Source organism: Streptococcus sp. 1001283B150225_161107_H12, from assembly GCF_015552665.1.
Classification (GTDB): domain Bacteria; phylum Bacillota; class Bacilli; order Lactobacillales; family Streptococcaceae; genus Streptococcus.
Genome location: NZ_JADNFC010000002.1, coordinates 1 through 17,981, shown reverse-complemented (window position 1 = coordinate 17,981; position 17,981 = coordinate 1). Strand labels below are relative to the sequence as shown.

15 protein-coding genes and 1 pseudogene are annotated in these 17,981 nt (G+C 39.7%); 7 read left to right on the top strand and 9 right to left on the bottom strand.

Features of this window, described 5'->3' with window-relative positions; translation table 11 throughout:
• The first annotated feature begins 718 nt into the window (after positions 1–718).
• The gene (locus I2C87_RS03415) at positions 719–1,729 is read left to right on the top strand and encodes a site-specific integrase (protein ID WP_195323956.1); all 1,011 of its coding nucleotides are present in this window, start codon (positions 719–721) and stop codon (positions 1,727–1,729) included.
• 329 nt (positions 1,730–2,058) lie between these two features.
• Here the strand turns inward: I2C87_RS03415 and I2C87_RS03410 are convergent, their stop codons facing one another.
• Positions 2,059–5,193, bottom strand: coding sequence for an AAA family ATPase (locus I2C87_RS03410; RefSeq protein ID WP_195323955.1), 3,135 nt, complete (start codon positions 5,191–5,193; stop codon positions 2,059–2,061).
• Entirely contained in the window at positions 5,190–6,371 is a 1,182-nt protein-coding gene (locus I2C87_RS03405) for an exonuclease SbcCD subunit D (protein WP_195323954.1), read from the bottom strand. Before I2C87_RS03405 ends, I2C87_RS03410 begins: the two co-directional genes overlap by 4 nt.
• Positions 6,372–6,636: 265 nt before the next feature.
• Between I2C87_RS03405 and rpsT the strand changes: the two genes are divergently transcribed.
• From rpsT to I2C87_RS03375, 6 genes and pseudogenes are all read left to right on the top strand, one after another.
• Complete coding sequence (gene rpsT, locus I2C87_RS03400) at positions 6,637–6,888, top strand: 30S ribosomal protein S20 (protein WP_195323953.1); 252 nt, start codon at positions 6,637–6,639, stop codon at positions 6,886–6,888.
• 34 nt (positions 6,889–6,922) lie between these two features.
• A pseudogene (locus I2C87_RS03395) lies at positions 6,923–7,468 on the top strand (IS256 family transposase); the annotation flags it as partial.
• A 535-nt stretch (positions 7,469–8,003) separates the two neighbouring features.
• Positions 8,004–9,449, top strand: coding sequence for a hypothetical protein (locus tag I2C87_RS03390; RefSeq protein ID WP_195323952.1), 1,446 nt, complete (start codon positions 8,004–8,006; stop codon positions 9,447–9,449).
• 121 nt (positions 9,450–9,570) lie between these two features.
• Positions 9,571–9,915 carry a DUF3173 domain-containing protein gene (locus I2C87_RS10195; RefSeq protein WP_416385282.1) on the top strand — a complete coding sequence of 115 codons (345 nt, stop codon included), beginning with the start codon at positions 9,571–9,573 and terminating at the stop codon, positions 9,913–9,915.
• Positions 9,916–11,154 (top strand): tyrosine-type recombinase/integrase, encoded by a 1,239-nt coding sequence (locus I2C87_RS03380; protein WP_195323951.1) that lies wholly within the window; start codon positions 9,916–9,918, stop codon positions 11,152–11,154.
• Positions 11,155–11,558: 404 nt separating this feature from the next.
• The gene (locus I2C87_RS03375) at positions 11,559–11,864 is read left to right on the top strand and encodes a hypothetical protein (protein WP_023023261.1); all 306 of its coding nucleotides are present in this window, start codon (positions 11,559–11,561) and stop codon (positions 11,862–11,864) included.
• 272 nt (positions 11,865–12,136) lie between these two features.
• On the opposite strand, the gene I2C87_RS03370 is transcribed toward I2C87_RS03375, so the two are convergent.
• From I2C87_RS03370 to prmC, 7 genes are all read right to left on the bottom strand, one after another.
• A complete protein-coding gene (locus I2C87_RS03370) occupies positions 12,137–13,150 on the bottom strand; it encodes a DUF1002 domain-containing protein (RefSeq protein ID WP_195323950.1) in 1,014 nt (337 codons plus the stop codon).
• 194 nt (positions 13,151–13,344) lie between these two features.
• Complete coding sequence (locus I2C87_RS03365) at positions 13,345–13,947, bottom strand: lysozyme family protein (protein ID WP_023026820.1); 603 nt, start codon at positions 13,945–13,947, stop codon at positions 13,345–13,347.
• Positions 13,947–14,921, bottom strand: a complete 975-nt coding sequence (locus I2C87_RS03360) for a nucleoid-associated protein (RefSeq protein ID WP_195323949.1) — start codon at positions 14,919–14,921, stop codon at positions 13,947–13,949. The genes I2C87_RS03365 and I2C87_RS03360 overlap by 1 nt, the downstream gene beginning before the upstream one ends.
• Before the next feature lie 8 nt (positions 14,922–14,929).
• Positions 14,930–16,186: a serine hydroxymethyltransferase gene (glyA, locus tag I2C87_RS03355; RefSeq protein WP_195323948.1), complete on the bottom strand. Its 1,257-nt coding sequence runs from the start codon at positions 16,184–16,186 to the stop codon at positions 14,930–14,932.
• A gap of 11 nt (positions 16,187–16,197) precedes the next feature.
• The gene (locus I2C87_RS03350; protein WP_195323947.1) at positions 16,198–16,629 is read right to left on the bottom strand and encodes a GNAT family N-acetyltransferase; all 432 of its coding nucleotides are present in this window, start codon (positions 16,627–16,629) and stop codon (positions 16,198–16,200) included.
• Complete coding sequence (locus I2C87_RS03345; protein ID WP_195323946.1) at positions 16,619–17,230, bottom strand: L-threonylcarbamoyladenylate synthase; 612 nt, start codon at positions 17,228–17,230, stop codon at positions 16,619–16,621. The genes I2C87_RS03350 and I2C87_RS03345 overlap by 11 nt, the downstream gene beginning before the upstream one ends.
• Positions 17,217–17,969 carry a peptide chain release factor N(5)-glutamine methyltransferase gene (gene prmC / locus I2C87_RS03340; protein ID WP_195324164.1) on the bottom strand — a complete coding sequence of 251 codons (753 nt, stop codon included), beginning with the start codon at positions 17,967–17,969 and terminating at the stop codon, positions 17,217–17,219. The genes I2C87_RS03345 and prmC overlap by 14 nt, the downstream gene beginning before the upstream one ends.
• Positions 17,970–17,981 lie beyond the last annotated feature (12 nt).

The following is a 17,981-nucleotide window of genomic DNA, read 5'->3' as shown; positions in this document are numbered from 1 at the left end:
TGGCATACTAATAGTATATAAATAATTGATTGAATAGAGACGTAACTAATATAGCTACGTTTTTTTATGTTTGAAAGGAGGTAGCTATCGTGGAAACAGTAGGTTTAAACTGGGTTAGGAAAGAACAAGTTTTGTATTTCATTTACTAAAAAAAAATAAATGTATAGATAATAAAAGAGATGTCAATAGCATTTTAAAAAAATTTTTGATCGTAACAAAGTAAATAATAAAAGTAAAAAACGAAAGTAAATAACAGGAACCAATTTTTGTATTTCATTAACTAAAAAATAAATGTATAGATAATAAAAGAAATGTCAATGGCAGTTTAAAAAATATTTTTAATCATAACAAAGTAAAAAATAAAAGTATAAAAACGAAAGTAAATAACAAAAGTCTAAAAATCAAATACAAAAACTAGCTTAACTCAGTCGCTAAATTCAGAGCATTTAAACCTGAAAAAGACTAACAAGAAAGAACAACAGATTTTTATCTGTAAGATGGAACTCTACATCTTATTTGAATTGAGTCAACTTGTCATGTTGTACAATGACTTGGTTATCTTCTTAGCCATCAATTAAGAAGCGCCCTAAGCAAAGGGAAGATACTATATCAGTGAATATAAGCTTAAGTCACTGCACTACTTCAACTTGGATTAAAAAGACCTTAAGAATTTTCTTAAGATCTTCTTTAAAAATACATTATCAGAAAGGAAAGAACTATGGCAAGGAAGAAACGTAGTCGTGCTGAACGACGAAAAGCTAAAGAGAAAGCTAAGAAGCAACAGATGGATTCTCTAACCACTTTCGAAGGTCGTAAACAATTCGTCCAATCAAAAGGACTAACTAATCTAGTCACGCGCTTTAAAAAAGGAAAAGGTATCAAACGAAATGAATCCAAAAAAACAGGAGAAGACATTCATTTTATCCATACAGACCGAACACTTCATAACTACGCTGGATCTTGGAGCAGATTCGCTTCCTTTGTTGCCGCAACAACTACTGCCGAAGATTTACAAGCTCTTGAGATATCTAACTCTATAGATGGATGGATTAACTTAGTAAATCAATACTTAGAACATTGTAAGAAATTAGGGCTTTCTGCTCCGACTCAGTCAACCTATAAAGCAGCATTGGCCAAAGTCTTGGGTGTATCTTCTACTGCTTTTGTTGCAACAGATATTCGATATCGAGCCGACAAAAAGAATAATCGCTTGAAGTCTAATGACGACAGAATGTCTGAAGAAACAAATAATCGTTGGTTTTCAATCGTATCAGCAACAGGTCTACGTAAAAATGAATTAAAAGCAATTACTGGAGACTCCCTCTACCAACGTGAGGATGGCCAATATTATCTTAAAATTATTGGTAAAAAACATAAAACAAAAGGAGCCCGAGACCGTTGGGTTCCGATTATTACGCGAGACAAAGAAGAATTAGAGAGGCTTGTTGAAGAATTTAAACTAGCTGGTAAAAAGCGTGTGTTTCAAGTTCCAACTGCTTTAAAACCTCATAAATATCGTGCAGAATACTCAAAACGTCTTTATCTTCTTGTCGCGCGAGATCCCAAAGATATCAAAGATAAAAAAGAAAAGATTTATCTACGAGGCGAATTAAAAGGTGTTGTCCTTGATAGGAAGGCTTGTTTAATTGTATCACGTGCTCTCGGACACAATCGACCAGAAGAATTTCAAAAATCCTATGCATATAAGTTAATCTCACAAGCGAACTAAGCAATTTTTTGGTAGTGTAAAATACGTTGTGTAAACACAAAAAGGAATAAATCCGTTTTAGTAGAGTTGCGAAACATTACTAGAAAGAGATTTATTCCTATGACTCAGTTCACCACAGAACTACTTAACTTCCTAACCCAAAAGCAAGATATTGATGAATTTTTCCGTACTTCTCTTGAAACAGCTTGGAAATCTACTCGAGTCAACCAGGTCAAAAAGCGACATCCCTTATCAAAACCCCAACAATTTTTAGACTTATTTTTCCAGCACCTATGACAGAACAAAGAGGCTCAGAAATTTCCTGAACCTCTATTGTCTAATCTAATTTCCTACATACTCACTTTGACCTGACTGCGTCCATTGCCTGTTTTCTTGATGACCAGCTGCTGGCGGATAGTGGCCTTCATCTCCTCGATGTGGCTGATGACTCCGACCAGGCGATTCTCACCGATTTCCTCCAGGACCTGCATGGCCTTCTGCAGGGTTTCCTGGTCCAGCGAGCCAAAGCCCTCGTCGATAAAGAGGGCATCGATTGGCACCCCACGCGAAGAGTTTTGCACGACTTCACTGAGGGAAAGGGCTATGGACAGAGCTGCAATAAAGGTCTCACCGCCTGAAAGGGTGTCCGTTGAGCGAGATTCGCCAGTCTCATTGTCATAGACATTGATATCGAGACCCCGATTACTCCTGCGGTCACGCGCCTCTTCTGGCAGCTCAAACTGATAGCGATTATTGGACAAGTGATTGATAAAGTGGGCATTGGCATAGCTAAGGATCTGCTCCAGATAGCTTTGGAGGACATAGGTCTCTAGATCCAGCTTGTCTCCCCCTGTCTTTCCATCCATGGCTTCGTAGAGCTGGGAGAGAGACTGAAAGGCAGCTTGGGAGTCAGCCTGCTGGCTCAAAATCTTCTCAATCGCCTTGAGCTCTTTGGATGCCAGGGCTTTATCTGTCTCAGCCCTGGTCACCTGGCTTGCCTGAATTTCAGCCGCCTTAATCGCAGCCTGTCTGCTTTCCTCAAGGCTGACTAGATCAGGACGCTCATGGTCTGACAAGCTCTCTTCGAGCTGCTTGATATCCTTTTCCAGTCGCTCCTTATGTGTCTGGTACTGGGTGATCTGCCTGTTCAGCTCATCCAGCTCTTGGTCGGCTACTAGCCAGGTTCTAGCGACCGCTTCCTCATGGGTCAGAGCATCCTCTGCTGCTAATTTTTCGGCTAATTTCCTGCCTGTCTCCTTAAGGACCTGACCAAGATCTGCCAGAGCTGACTCCAGAGCCTTGATCTGGCCTTGGTAATCACTAAGCTCCTCCTGATTTTTATTAAGCTGGCTTTCCAGTTGCTCTTTTTGCTCCTCATAGCCTTGAACCTGCTTTTGGAAATCGCTCTGCAGGTCCTCTAGTTCCTGACTGCCAACCTTGACATCCAGCTCTGCGATTTCTGCTTGCAGGTTCTCAATCGTCTTACTTTTCGCATCCAGGTCCTTTTGTCCTAAGTTAAGAGCCTGGTCTAGCTCTTGGAGACTGGCCTTAAGCCGACCAGCCTCAGCCTGCAGTTCTTGGTTTTGCTGGGACTTATCCTTAAAGCTATCCAGCTGCTCGTCCCGGACCTTCTGAATAGTTGCTAGGTTAAAGTAGTCTGGAAATTCCCCACCAAATCTGGCTTGGAATTCCTTATAGCTAGCATTCAACTGATCTTGGTATTCTTGGTATTCCTTCATCTGCATTTGAAAAGCCTCTTCTTGTCTAGCAATCGCTTCCTGCAGAACGTCCAGTTCTGACCGTTTCTGGTCACGCTGGGCTTGGGATCGGTCGACACTTTGGATCAGATTGATCAACTCTTTATTGGATACCATATGACCATTTTCAGCCAAGGGATGGTCCTCCGCTCCACAAACTGGGCAGGCCTGCCCATCGACTAGATCCTCCTGGAGCTGGGCAATCATCAGCTGGCGCCGATCTCGCTCCTTTGCCTGAACTTCCAGTTGAGCCTGTTCAAATTCTTCTTCTAGCTGAGGCAGTTTATTTATAGAGTCCTGCCATTTTGTCTTCAGTTGATCGGCCTTTTTCTGAGCACTGTCGGAGTTCGCTTCCTGGGGCTTCAGCTCCCCATCGATAAATCTAGACATGGCATCAAGCTGAGCTTTTTCTTCCTCCAGTAAAGCTGGATCTAGGACATTTTCCTCTAGCTGAGCCAGACTCTCACTCTGCTCTTCTTTTTGAGCTTGATTTTTTTCAAGTTGAGCCTTAATCTTGTTTAGTTCCAGCTGGGCTTGATCAATCTTGGCCTGCTTGTCTTCGGCCTGCTTAGCTTTAAAGATCTGAGTAGGTAGCTTTTTGAGTTCTTCTCGTAAGCGATTGATTTCCTTTTCCTTTTCAAAAAGCTCGCTCTTCCGCTCAACCAGGTCTTTTCTGGCCTTTTTCTTATCCTGGCTTGCCGCTTTGACTTCCTTTAATTTGTCTTGGTTAGCCTGCTCATTATTCCTGGCCTGGTCGATTTCATCAACATCACTAGCTAGTGACTTTGCCCAACGCAGTTGCTTCAGACGATCTTCTTTTTCAGCCTGCTCATCAGCTTTATCCAGAATTTGCTCCTGGTAGTCCGCTTGCAAATCCTCTAAACTCTTAAAGTCCAGCGCCAGTTTCTGACCTTCCTGATAGAGCGCATCCAGCCGTTCTCGCTCTGCTGTTGCCTCCTGATGGGCTTTTTTAGCTAGCTCATGACTTTCCTTACGCACCTGGAGGAGCCCACGAACTGTCTCCAACCGGTCTGCCTCAAAAGCAGCCTTAATCTTAGCCTGCTCTTCTGGAGTCCATGTATCTGACTGGTAGTGAGCCTGGAGCGCTCTTGTCGCCTCCTTGTTTGCTGACTCGGCCACACTAAAACGATCCTTAAGCCGATTTTGGAAGTGCTCAAAAATCTCTGTTCCAAAAATCTTTTTGAGGATCTTCTTTTTCTCCTCTGACGAGTCCTTGAGAAAACGAGAAAAATCATTTTGCGGCAGGAGAATGATTTTCTTGAACTGCTCATGGTCCAGGCGAAGGATGCCTGCAATTTCATGCCCTACATCCGTGGGCTTGCTAGCCAGGCTCTGAAGTTCCTTGCCATTAACCCCATCAACAATGGCCAGAGAGGCCTCATGCCCTTTATCTGTCACCTTACGCGCGCTCATAAGCCTCTGCTCTGGCGAACGCACGACTCTATACATATGACTCCCTTGCTCAAAGTAAAAGGTCACCTGGGTCTTTTCCTCAACAGTCGCAAACTGACTCCGAACCTCTTTGGGACCACGACTCCCTGTTGTTGCCCCAAAAAGAGCATAGGACATGGCATCCAAAATCGTTGACTTCCCAGCTCCCGTATCACCAGAAATCAGAAAAATCGGTGATTCTATAAAGTTTCGAAAGTCAATATCTGCTGACTCAAAAGGGCCAAAATAAGATAGTTTTAAAGCAATCGGTCTCATGATTTCTCCTTACTCATCTTCGTCAAAATATCCTCTACTAACTCCAACTGGGTCGAACTCAGAGACTGACCAGTGCTTTCCTGATAGAAATTCCCGATAATGGTCGACTCATCCAGCTCCTCTACATTACGCCCCCTAGTCCTACGAATGGTCTCCTGCTTGTAGCTATAGTCTAGCTCTACAACTGTCCCATAGATCTGCTCCAGCTGGGCCCGCAGGTTCTTGCCCACATGTTCATTGCGATCAAAGTCCTGCACCTGGATGGCAAACCAAGCCTGATGACAAGGCTGGGCCTGATAAAAGCCAGGATCTGTCAGGGTCTCCCAATCCTCCTTGAGAGCGACCAGGTCAGTTTCCTGCTCCAGCTTGATAAAGCGACTCTCTACCCCCTTTTCATCAAACTCAAGGATATAGACTCCCTTATCAGTTCCAGCCTCCTTGACGTTAAATTTGACCGGACTACCCGAATACTGCACCGTCTCACTAGGGGAGGCATGATGGGTATGGATATGCCCCAGGGCCACATAGTCAAAGTCTAAAAAAATCGCTGCATTCAGAGTCGCAAGGCCGCCTACAGTCGAGCTGGTCTCACTCGTTAAGTCTTGAGGATCTTGGCCTGAAGCAGTGACAGCAAAGTGGGTGACGAGGATATGCTTTTTACCAGGAGCAAACCGGGCCACCAAGAGGGGCAACATGGCCTGCATGGCATCCGCCAGAGTCCGAACCTTCTTGGCCTCCTCATCTGACCAGCCCTGCTCTTCTTGTAGGTAGATCCGAGCATCCATGGGATCAAAATAAGGCAGGAGGAAAAGCTGACAGTACTCCGTCTCGACTGGACTCATGGCCTCATCAATAAAGGTATTTAGATAAAGCTGTTGGTGCTGCATCCATTCCCGGCTAAAATTAAGCCGCTTGGCACTATCATGGTTACCCGAGATAGCATAGATAGGTAGGTGGTGCTCCAGATTCATCTCCCTCAGCATCTGCTCAAAGGTGGTCACAAAGTCCGCTTTGGGCACCGAGCTATCATAGAGGTCCCCCGCAATAATAACCCCATCAACCTTTTCTGCCAAAGCAATCGCCAGTATCTGCTCAAAAGCGTACTTCTGCTCTTCCAGCAGACTATAGCCATTCAAGGTCCGGCCAATATGCCAATCCGATGTATGTAATAATTTCATTTTTGACCTCTCCTCTCTTTCTGTTTCTATCATACCAGATGACCTAGTCACGTCAAGTCCACCCCCTAACCTTTTAAAAAAATTTTTTCAAGAATCCCTTGCAGCCCTCTCCCTTGGCGATTACGATTGCTATTACGATTGTAATAATAATTGTAGGCCTGGTTTCTAAGGCAAGAAAGTCCAGATAGGCAGTTATTTCACAAAAAGATGTTTTTCCCCTTGTCAAATGAGTTATTTTCAAGCGTAATGAGATGTTTAGAATTAAATGGAGATGAGAACTTTTGCAAACATTAAATCAGTTATCAAACGCGCTGAATTGAACGTTAAACAAAACGAAAAAAACTCAGCACAAAAATCAGCTATGCGTACTGCTATCAAGGCTTTTGAAGCAAACCCATCTGAAGAATTGTTCCGCGCTACAAGCGCTGCAATCGACAAAGCAGAAACTAAAGGTTTGATTCACAAAAACAAAGCTGGCCGTGACAAATCACGTCTTGCAACTAAATTGGCTAAATAATAAAAAGAGTCTCCTATGTACTGCCCCCAAAAAGTTAGACAAGTTTCAAAACCAAGGCATCCAACAGGTTTCTCTTGTAGCGACCGATGGCTTCAAGGGGCTTGAGCAGATGATCAGTCAGGCTTACCCATTTGCTAAGCAACAACGTTGCTTCATTCATATTAGTCGAAATTTGGCTAGTAAGGTGAAGCAATCTGATCGGACAGTTATTCTGAAGCAATTTAAAACGTTTTATCGTGCTGAAAATTTAGAAATAGCAGTCCAAGCTTTAGAGGACTTTATCGCTGAATGGAAACCAAAGTATAGGAAAGTCATGGAAAGTCTGGAGAATACGGATAATCTTTTAACTTTTTATCAGTTTCCCTACCAGATTTGGCACAGCATTTATTCGACAAACCTCATTGAGTCTCTTAACAAAGAAATCAAACGTCAAACGAAAAAGAAGGTTCTTTTTCCTAACGAGGAGGCTCTGGACCGTTACTTAGTTACTTTGTTTAAAGATTATAATTTCAAGCAAAGTCAACGAATCCATAATGGGTTTGGCCAATGTTCTGACACACTTGAAAGCTTATTTGATTAACACTCCGTAACTCTACTTGAGTGTTTACACAACATTGTTGACAGTATCAACTTTTTTAAACATTAACCTTCAACTTTTAATCGAAAAAATTCAACTAAATAAAAATCGTACTGAAAGTATTGATCTTTTTCTCAACATCCTAAATTTAAATGAAAAATAAAAAAATTTTTTTAAAAAATAAATAAAGTAGATAAAAACTTACTTTTTCCTTCAAAACCTTGTCACATCAATAAAAGATCGTACTGAAAGTATTGATTTCTTTCTTAACATTCTTGTTCTAAACTAAAAAAATTAAATTAGGTAGGAACCTAATTATTTCTTCAAAACCTTGTTACGACGCGTTTTTAAAGCACTCATAATTGAGTGTTTTTTTATTTTTAAAATTTTTTTCACAAAAAAATAAGAAAAACTCAATTTTTAGTGAAATTAATGGCATACTGATTAATAGAAGAAAAATAAGGAGGTTTAATTTTAAAGAAAGTTACATTTTAGAAGTACATCTTCATTACAGATTTAACAACAAGGAGGAATATACATGGTAAGAAGATATAAAAAAAGTAAACGAGATAGAGAAGCAGCCAAGAAACGTCATTTATCCCCTGCAGAAAGAAGAAAAAAGGAAAAGCACAAGAAAAATAGAGAACTCAGACAGAGAAAATTACTAGAACTACAGCAAAAAAACGAAAATAATATAAAATCTTGTTTCTCAGTTACCCCAGCTTATTGGGGTATTGATAACTGTACAGTCTCAATTCTTAGCCCAGAAGTAACTTATGAGCCTAACGTTTTTGATGAACAAATCTTTAAAGAAACAGTTTCTCTAAATTATAATTCAGAAGGAGAATTAGATAAGATCACTATTCAATCAGAAGATTTAGGAAAAGTAACAATTAGTCTTAAAGAAGAAGATTACAAAAAGAAATTTGCTGCAATCCAACTTAACGGTCCTTCTCCCAATTTTCAAACTACAGGCATTAATGGGATTAAATTAAGATTACTAGAGGTATTACATAAGTTAGAAACAGATTATAAGATTAAAATCAAATATAATCCGAATTCTGTTATGTTTAAGAAAATTGAATTAGCATTCACAATTGCTTTCGATAAATTGCCATCTTTACAAACTCGTCAATTATTAATAAGGTCACTTGCAAAAGATAAGAAAAGAGATTTAAAAAACCATAGAACAAGTAAAAATGCAGATAATTTTTCTATGGTCTCGATTGAGATTAATAAGAAAGAGAAACACATCTTATATAACAAAATTGAGAAAGCAAAAAAGAACAAACAAATCCGTAAAACAAATTCATCGTTAAAGAATTTAGAGATCTTTAGATATGAAGTCGAATTAACTGGCAGTAAGATATCTGAGCAATTAGACTCCCATTACTTAGCACAATTAACTGATGAAAAGATTATTCAATATTTAGAGATTCTAATATCTGATGGTGTTTTTCGATATATAGAGATAATCATAACTGCAACTGAAAATTGCGAAAAGATGTTAAAGAGAATTTATAAGAAAATTCAACCACAAGTTTATACAACGGAATTTTTATTCTCTATTAATGATCAGTTATCAACTACCACAGTATCAGATTTAATTGATGAAGATATCATTACATTTCTTCCATTAAGATTTTTAAAAACAAATAGAGGTACAACTAAAAGAAGGATCCTAGAAAGGTTCCAATGCCAAGAAGTAAAAACTGGAACAAAACATGAATTAGGAAAAATGACAAGTTGGCAAGTTCTAGAAATAATAAGGGGAATGTTCCATTCACTAGAAGAAGCAAAAAAATATGGTTTAGGCACTCGTATAAACCCTTCCACAACTTCTTATAAAACTTTTCCACTAAAAACATACTCTTTAAAAGAAAGAAATGAAATATTCAATAAAACAATTACAGAAAATACAAAAGAAAAACTTGAAGATAAAATGTCAAAACGGATCTTAAAAAGATTTAGAGACGGAATATAAATAAAGCAGTTATTTTAATAGCAAATATATTTTTCAATGTTAAAAAACGTTGATATATCAAGGAACATACATAAATATGTACCGCGACTACTATTCGAATATTTTCAAAAAGGATAAGGATATGAAAGTTACTTTAAGTAAAAATAAAAAAGAGCTTGTTTCCAAACTTTGGTCGGTATCAGAAACAAACTCAAAATATACTAGTAATAATATCTATTACCTATTTCTATTATCGCAAGAAAATATAGAAATTTCAAGAGGATTATTAATTATGAAACAAACAATGAACAAAGAAGATTTAATTAAAATGGGTTACAATCCCTATACTGCCATTTCAATTATTAGACAAGCTAAGCTAATTATGGTACAAAAGGGGTATGCCTTTTATAATAATCGACGTTTAGGGCACGTCCCAATCAGTGCTGTTGAAGAAATTTTGGGTGTTTCACTTCACAAGGAGGAATAAATGCCACAATATCAACAGAAAACAAAATTTCCTGGAGTATATTCTGATAAAGACGGAAAATATTTTCTTCAAACCGAATTTAGTCGAGATAGAGTTACTAGGAAACGGGTACGAAAGAAATCTAGGAAAGATCAGCATGGGAACCCATTTAAATCGGCCTCAGATGCTTATAAAGAATTAACTCGGCTGAAACATGAATATCATCAATCTCAAGGTTATTCTAACTACCGTATGAAATATCGGCAATTTATGGAAGACCATTATATTCCATATTATAGAACAACAGTTGAGAACAGCACATTTTCAGTTCGAGAGAAAAATCTTTTGCAGCTTTGTGATCGTTTTGGTGACACTACACTTCGTTCGATTACCCTCGAACAAGTCCAGAAGTTTCGAACATGGTTACTGACTAGTCAAGATGAGGATGGTGCCGGATATTCACAAGGATATGCTAGCCTCATCTTTGGCATGTTTAGGAAATCATTGGACTATGCTTTGCAAATGGGATATGTGGAAAAAAACATTTCTAAGCAATCTAATGCAATTCCTAAAGGGAAAAGTAATGTCCCATATTGGACAAAGAGCGAATTTGAAGCTGTTATTTCCCAAATTTACATTGAAGATGTATATGAACATTTAAACTTCGTGATGATTTGGGTATATTTCATGACTGGCGTACGTGTAAATGAAGGTTGTGCCCTTCAATGGAATGATGTTGACTTTGATAAGCAACGCCTACGAGTTCATCATATGCTTATTGTTAAAAACAAAAAAGAATGGACTCGTAATTCGTTTACGAAAACTAAAGACGGCAAAAGGATGATTAGTTTAGATAAAGATACTATTGATGTGTTAAAAAAATGGCGTGAAGCTCAAAAAAAGATTGGACTAGGACACGAGAACGATTTTATCTTTTCATACGATGGCTTACCTATGCTAAAATCTACAATCTCAAGGATTATTAAAAGGTACGCCAAGATTGCTCACGTAAAGCCTATCCAAGCGAAAGGTCTTAGGCATAGCCACGCCTCACTACTAATTAATGAATTAAATGCTGATGTACTTATTCTATCAAAACGTTTAGGACACTCTTCTCCTGAAATCACCTTGAAACACTACTCGCATCTATGGGATGGCGCTGATGAAGCTATCACTAATGAAATGGTCGGAATTATTAATGTTTCTTTCCCATCTTCTAGCTTAGTACATTTCAACGGGAACCAATCAATTTCAAAATAACATTCCCACCAAAAACCCCACCAAAGAATTACTAACTCCTTAAAAAGCCTATTATATAGCGATTTTCAAGGAGTCTGCAACCGTTGAGTGGGAATAAAATGACTTGATAAAATAACGCTTGAAATTATTGATTTCAGCGTTTTTTTATATATGTAAGACAGCGTTTATAATCAAAATAACCTCTACCTCTAGACCAGTTCCAGGCAGTCTATATCAAGGAGCAAAATTTCCTAATTCAAAAAACAAAGAAAATATAGACGGAACTTGTGAACTCTATTTGGGTGTTAGATTAATATTAAATAATATAGAATGAAACAGGTTCTTGTATGAAGCTCGTACTTATGTTATGATAGTTTTAAATCTATTCCTTTTGAGTAAGGAATTCATAAAGTTAGGAGAATCAAATGTCTGAAATTACAGTTTCGCGTCAAACTGGCCTTGTAGGTGTATTAATGAAGGTAAACGTTTATATTAACGGTGAATGTGTTGCCAACTTAAGCAAAGATGAAACCGTTACACTTCCGCTTCCTGAAGGGCTTGATATGGTTAAGGTCTACGTAGATCAAAGAGGAGCCTTCACACGTTCTAAGGAAGTGATCGTAAAAGCTGGTCAAACAGCTGTCATTAAAGGCTCAGCTTGGAAGACTTTTCTAGGTATTTTCGGAAAAATCTTAGGTATTCCTTATCTCTCAATCGAAGTAACAGATTAAAAAGCCATCATTCGATGGCTTTTTATTGTATACACACTAATCTTATCTTACATAAAATAATCTCTTTGAATCAATAATGATGATTACTTGTTGTTAAAATTATACGAACAATTTTGAAATTTTCTCAGTGAGAAAAGTGCTTGAAACAGTATGATTCAAAACTTAGTCATGGAACTTCCTGGATTTCATCTAACCTCCTCACTCACTTAAGGAAAGTTTCTAAAAATACTTCGTATTTGAACTGAAATCATCTAGCATTGGTTTTTTATAGTTTATTTCCTCTTGATTTGTTTAGTATGAAAACGAAAAACTATTAATCCGATTGCAAGGAGCATCAGGACTCCCAGTCCAATCATAAGGTACAAAGGAAGCTTGTTGGTTTCTTTCAGTAGTGTTTCTGTATTGAGCTTGGTATCAATCGTATTAAAGCTATCTCCTGCTTTCTCAATGATATCCTGTTTTAGAGCTTTGAAGGACTTGACAAGGTATTTATCAGAGCTTAGCTGACTATTAGAAAGCTTGCTAGCAAAATCAACTAATTGTTTGGTTTGTTCATCCGTTATAGCACCCTCTAATTGATAAGTTTCCAGAATCTTTTTTACCAGCTTTTGGAAATCTTTCTTCTCGAGCTTTTTGTCTTGATTGCTTCCTGTTAGAGCTGCGATTTTAAGATCGATGACAGCGACATTGAGCTTATCTTCATGGAAGCCTTTTTTACGGGCACTCTCTTTATAGATGGTTGCAAGCAGGGATAATTCTTCCTGAGCAAGTGTTTTGTTTTCATCAGATATGGTGCTACCATTTTGCTCAAGGGAGTATGCGACCGCTGCAAGGGCACTCATGCCTGATGCTTCTGTTGGAGACGCAATCGTGATTTCGGCATGTTCTAGCCCAAGAGTGGTCAGTGCATTTCGATGCATATCCGCTGTTACTTCTGTTATATTTTGAGGAGTGACAATGTGCACGCTAATAGGCGCTTTCTTGGCTTGTTTCTGTAGTTTAACGGAGGAATAACGATCTCCGTTCTCATCAATAGTAAAACTTGTATAAGCAGAAGGATTCATGGTTTTCCATTCCTTCTCCTTTTCTTCGTTATACATCAAGAGACTGAGGGTTTGCTCGACTTGAAACTCATCCAATGATGAGCCAATGACATAGTCAGGTTGGCTATATTTTTGATCAATGACTTTCTGAATGGTTGCGTCTGCAAAAACTGTTGAAGAGCTTGCAAGGAGTGCCAACCAGCCAACAATAAAGATTCCAATAAATTTCCTGAATAGTTTCATACCTTCTCCATAACTACTTCTATCATACTAAACCTCTTTCGGACAATAAAAAGGAAGCAGGTTTTTTCCCTTTGCCTCCCTTCTAGTCTATCCTTTTTATCTTAAGACTGGCTTACAGCTTCTTTAAAAACAGATGACAGTTTGCTCCATAAAAAAACAAGGGATTCTTCCCTTGTTTAGAGCGACTGCCTGTATTAGAACCAGGAAAATAGTTTCATGATGAACTGATTCATTTCAACGAGACGTGAATAATAATAATTTCCCCCATTAACGTAGAGCTCTGAGCCATGTAAAAATGAAATAGGATGGAGATAAAGATAGGTCTTCCCTGTGACATTTCCAAGACTCGGTGCAACCACTTCTTTTGAGTATTTACGGGCTAATTCAAGACTATTTTTCCCGCCATTTTTAGCTACATATTCAATGTAATCTTGTCCAAAATTATAAGCCTGAACTGCTGTCCAAGGATCAACCCCCTTCTCCTTTGCTTTTCGTAAATTTTCAGAGAGGGTTTGAATTCCTTGCCGGATACTTTCTTTGTTATTGGTGATAGAATTTGTCTGGCCTGTTGCACTTTCACTGGCCTGCATGACATCATCTTCCTTACCCTTGGTCTCTGTATAAATCATAGCAAGGATTAGATCTTCATTTGTACCGGTATCTTCTTCAGCCAGTACTTCACGCACTAAAGTACGATAAGTCATGACCTGTTTGACATCCCGGTGTATCTGATAGCCCTTGTATATGAAAAAGACGAGCAAGAGGCAAAAGAAAATTTTTATTATTCGTTTCATCATTATTTATTCTGAATGTCCTCTATATTCTTGATGAGGATCGAGTAGGTCCCATTTTCATTCTGAATGAACTCTACCGATTCAGCATCTTCGTAAACATGGTTAGGGACCAAAAGCTCAATTCCGTTTGAAAGGGAGAGTTTTTGGTTTTCAAATTTCTTCAATTGGCGGCTGGCATCAATCTCATCGAAGCGAACAGGATCTGGAATAGTCTCTTTCACCTGATCGACAAAACTGAGGCGAGCCGTTAAGTTGTTATCGAACAAATCATTGGCTAACTTTTCAGGTGACAATTCATTCTCTTCTTCCAGTTGGTTGAAAATTGCTGATTTGACCTTGGATTGGAACTGAAAATCATCTTGTTGGAAGTTCTCAGCAATCCGTTTGGCCGTTTTTTCGATTTCTTTGATCGATTTTTTAGGTGAAATCTTAGGTTGCTCCTGGAGGAGATTCTCAGAGAAATAGTTCAAGAAAGCCCCATTGAACTTGATTCGTTTTTCGATCAAATGGTACTTGCGACTTTGAAGATTAATGACCAAAGCCTCATCTGCACCCGTTCCAAAGTCAGGTAGATTGTTTTGCGTTAGCTTGATTGGGTTATCTACTTCTCCTCCAAGATGGGTCAAGGTTTCCCGTAAGGCGATCCGAAGAAAGGCAAAATGATCCACCCCTTCTTTTGAGAATTGGATAAACACCAAATCGTTGGTCTTTTGATTTTCAGAGACGACGAATTCTTCTTTCCAGCGATTGGCTAAGGCTACTGAAGTTTCTAGGAGATCATCCGTGATCATCTCAAGGAATGGATTGTCTTCCTCAAAAATGCCGGTTTTGGCCTCATCGGAATAGACCCGCTCAATCTTTTTGCGCAAGTATTCCTCAATTTTGGGGGTGATATTCAGGAATTTGTCTGCTAGATAGAGATCGGTATCATCTGGGCTAAATTGATGAATGATGGCTTTTTTTACGTAAATGTCCATAAGATGGTTTAGTCCTCGTAAAGTGGGAAGGCATCTGTCAAGGATTTGACTAGGTTCCGCACTTCTTCTAATACAGCTGGGTTCTCTGCGTTTTTCAAGGTTTTGATTATCAGTTCAGCCACTGTACGGCTTTCCTCTACTCCAAAACCACGAGCGGTGATGGCTGTTGCACCGATCCGAATCCCACTGGTCTTGAATGGCGACAAGGTTTCATAAGGAATGGAGTTCTTGTTGAGAGTAATGTTGACTTCATCTAGCAAGTTTTGCGCCACTTTCCCATTTTCAACGACTTTCGTCACATCGACAAGGAAAAGGTGGTTCTCAGTTCCGCCTGAAATGACACGAAAATCAGGATCTTGTAAGAAGACATCCGCCATAGCCTGACTGTTTTTAATGACGTTCGCTGCATACTCTTTAAAGGCAGGGTCCAAGGCTTCCTTGAAGGCTACAGCTTTAGCTGCGATGACATGCTCCAACGGTCCTCCTTGGATACCAGGGAAGATGGCAGAATTGATCTTCTTAGCCAAATCTTCATCATTTGTCAAAATCAAGCCGCCGCGTGGGCCACGAAGAGTTTTGTGAGTCGTCGTAGTCGTGATGTGAGCATAAGGAACTGGGCTTGGATGAAGACCTGCAGCGACCAACCCAGCGATATGTGCCATGTCAACCATGAGCTTGGCTCCTACTGCATCCGCAATCTCACGGAATTTTGAGAAATCAATGATGTGAGAGTAGGCTGAAGCACCTGCTACAATCAACTTTGGCTTGACTTCTTGGGCTTGTTTTAAGATAGCGTCAAAATCTAAGAGTTCTGTTTCCGGATCTACGCTATAAGATACAAAGTTATAAGTTTGCCCTGAGAAGCTTACAGAAGCTCCGTGAGTCAAATGCCCACCTGCAGCCAGATCCATTCCCATAACAGTGTCTCCAGGCTCAATCAAAGCCATATAGGCAGCACAGTTGGCCTGACTACCTGAGTGGGGTTGAACATTGGCAAACTTAGCCCCAAAAATTTCCTTAGCGCGTTCGATGGCCAGGCTTTCGACGACGTCTACGACATCAGTCCCACCGTAGTAACGACGACCCGGATAGCCTTCTGCGTATTTATTGGTCAGGATAGACCCTTGTGCCGCCATAACCGCCTTGGAGACCACGTTTTCAGAAGCGATTAATTCAATATTGTTTTGTTGACGTTCCTCTTCTTTGGCAATGGCATTCCAAAGATCTGCATCATAGGCTTTGTAATCTTCTTTGTCAAAAATCATAGGTCTTCTCCTTAAATAAATTTTATAAAACGTTTTTGTAGCTTATCACAGCTATAACCGACATGTTCGTAGAAGGCGTGAGCTTCGGTGCGGTAATCTGCAGAATTCAAGCGAATAAAAGCGTACCCACGTTGATTGGCTTCTACTTCTAAACCTTGAAGCAAAGTTTTACCAATCCCTTTGCCTTGTTGACAGGGCAAAACGGCTAAAGCCAAAATATTAAAACCTGGATCCGAGTAAAGTGACTGGTAAACTTCTGCATGAACATAACCAAGCAGTTGTTGGGTATCGCTATCTTCAAACCCGATGAAAAAATGGTGAGTATCTTTAATTAGTTTAGCTAGTTGCTGGGCTGTTTTCTCAGTAGAAAAAGAGTAGCCTAATGCTTGCTCGTTAATCTGACACAAAGCTTCCACATCCGTTAATAACAGGTTACGTAACATCTTCTTCCTCCTCGAAAGGAATCTCTGGTACACGCTCAAGGATCTCCGAACGTGTAATGGCACCCTGACGCAAGATGCGAGCTTTAGGACCTGTGAGGTCTAGAATAGTTGAATCCTGCCCAGTTAGAAAGCTATCGTCTTCAAGTCCTAAAACACCATGGCCAAGTTCCTTAAGAATTTTCTGGCACTGGGTTCCGCTAGCTCTCCCTGAGAGATTGGCAGAAGGTCCAATCAAGGGACCTGTTTTACGAATTAATTCCAACGTCTTTGGATGGGCTGGCATGCGAAAGCCAACCGTAGCAATTCCAGAATTGATCCAACTTGGGACTCCTTCATTAGCCTCAAGAATGATGGTTAAGGGTCCTGGTAAAAAACTTGCAACCAATTTGGATAGATAGGGTGGTTGATTCTTCGAATAAAATCGAATTTCATCTTCACTGGAAATATTGAGGTTCATAGCCTTCTCGCGAGGGCGCTGTTTTAGAGCATAGACCTGATCAACCGCTGCTTCATCCAAGGCCTTTGCAAATAGTCCATAGACAGTTTCTGTCGGTAAGACAACTGCACGGCCAGCTTCTAATTCTTTCTCAAATAGATCCATTGTCCACCACCACCATTCTATCCTGTCCAAATTGGTCTTTCAGAACTCGAACTTGTTTGTTTGGAAAAGCCTCTTGAAAGAGCTCTTTTACTTTGTTACCTTGCTTATAGCCGATTTCTAGATAGATCTTTCCATCTGCTGTTAATACACTCGGTGCTTGCTGAGCAATCTTTTCATAGATGGCATAGCCGTCTCTATCCGCAAAGAGAGCTAAGTGAGGTTCAGAGGCTAATACATTGACTCCGACTTCTTCTACATCATCATGAGAGATATAGGGAGGGTTGGACACAATCAGGTCATAGGGACCTGCTATCTGATCTAGAACATCTGAAGACTTGAAGTCAACGACTGCTTCTAGTTGTTGGGCATTTTCTTGAGCAAGCTCCAAAGCTTCTTCTGATACATCACTAGCTTGAACCTGCCAGGAAGGTCTAGCGAGCGCTAAGCTAATAGCAATGGCACCACTTCCTGTTCCAATATCCAGAACTTGTAAGGTTTCCCCGTCGTTTTCTTCAAGAATGAGTGCAACCAATTCTTCCGTTTCAGGTCTAGGAATTAGCACGCGCTCATCAACTGTAAAAACATGGCCACAGAAGTCGGCGCTCCCAATAATATACTGGGCAGGGACGTGATGTTTCAACTGCGCAAAGATGGAATCAAGCAAGGCCTGATCCTCTGCTTCCTCTCCAACGGCTATTAATGCTTCTTCATACTGGGCTAATAATGGTCCCAACAACATTATTTGTTCAAC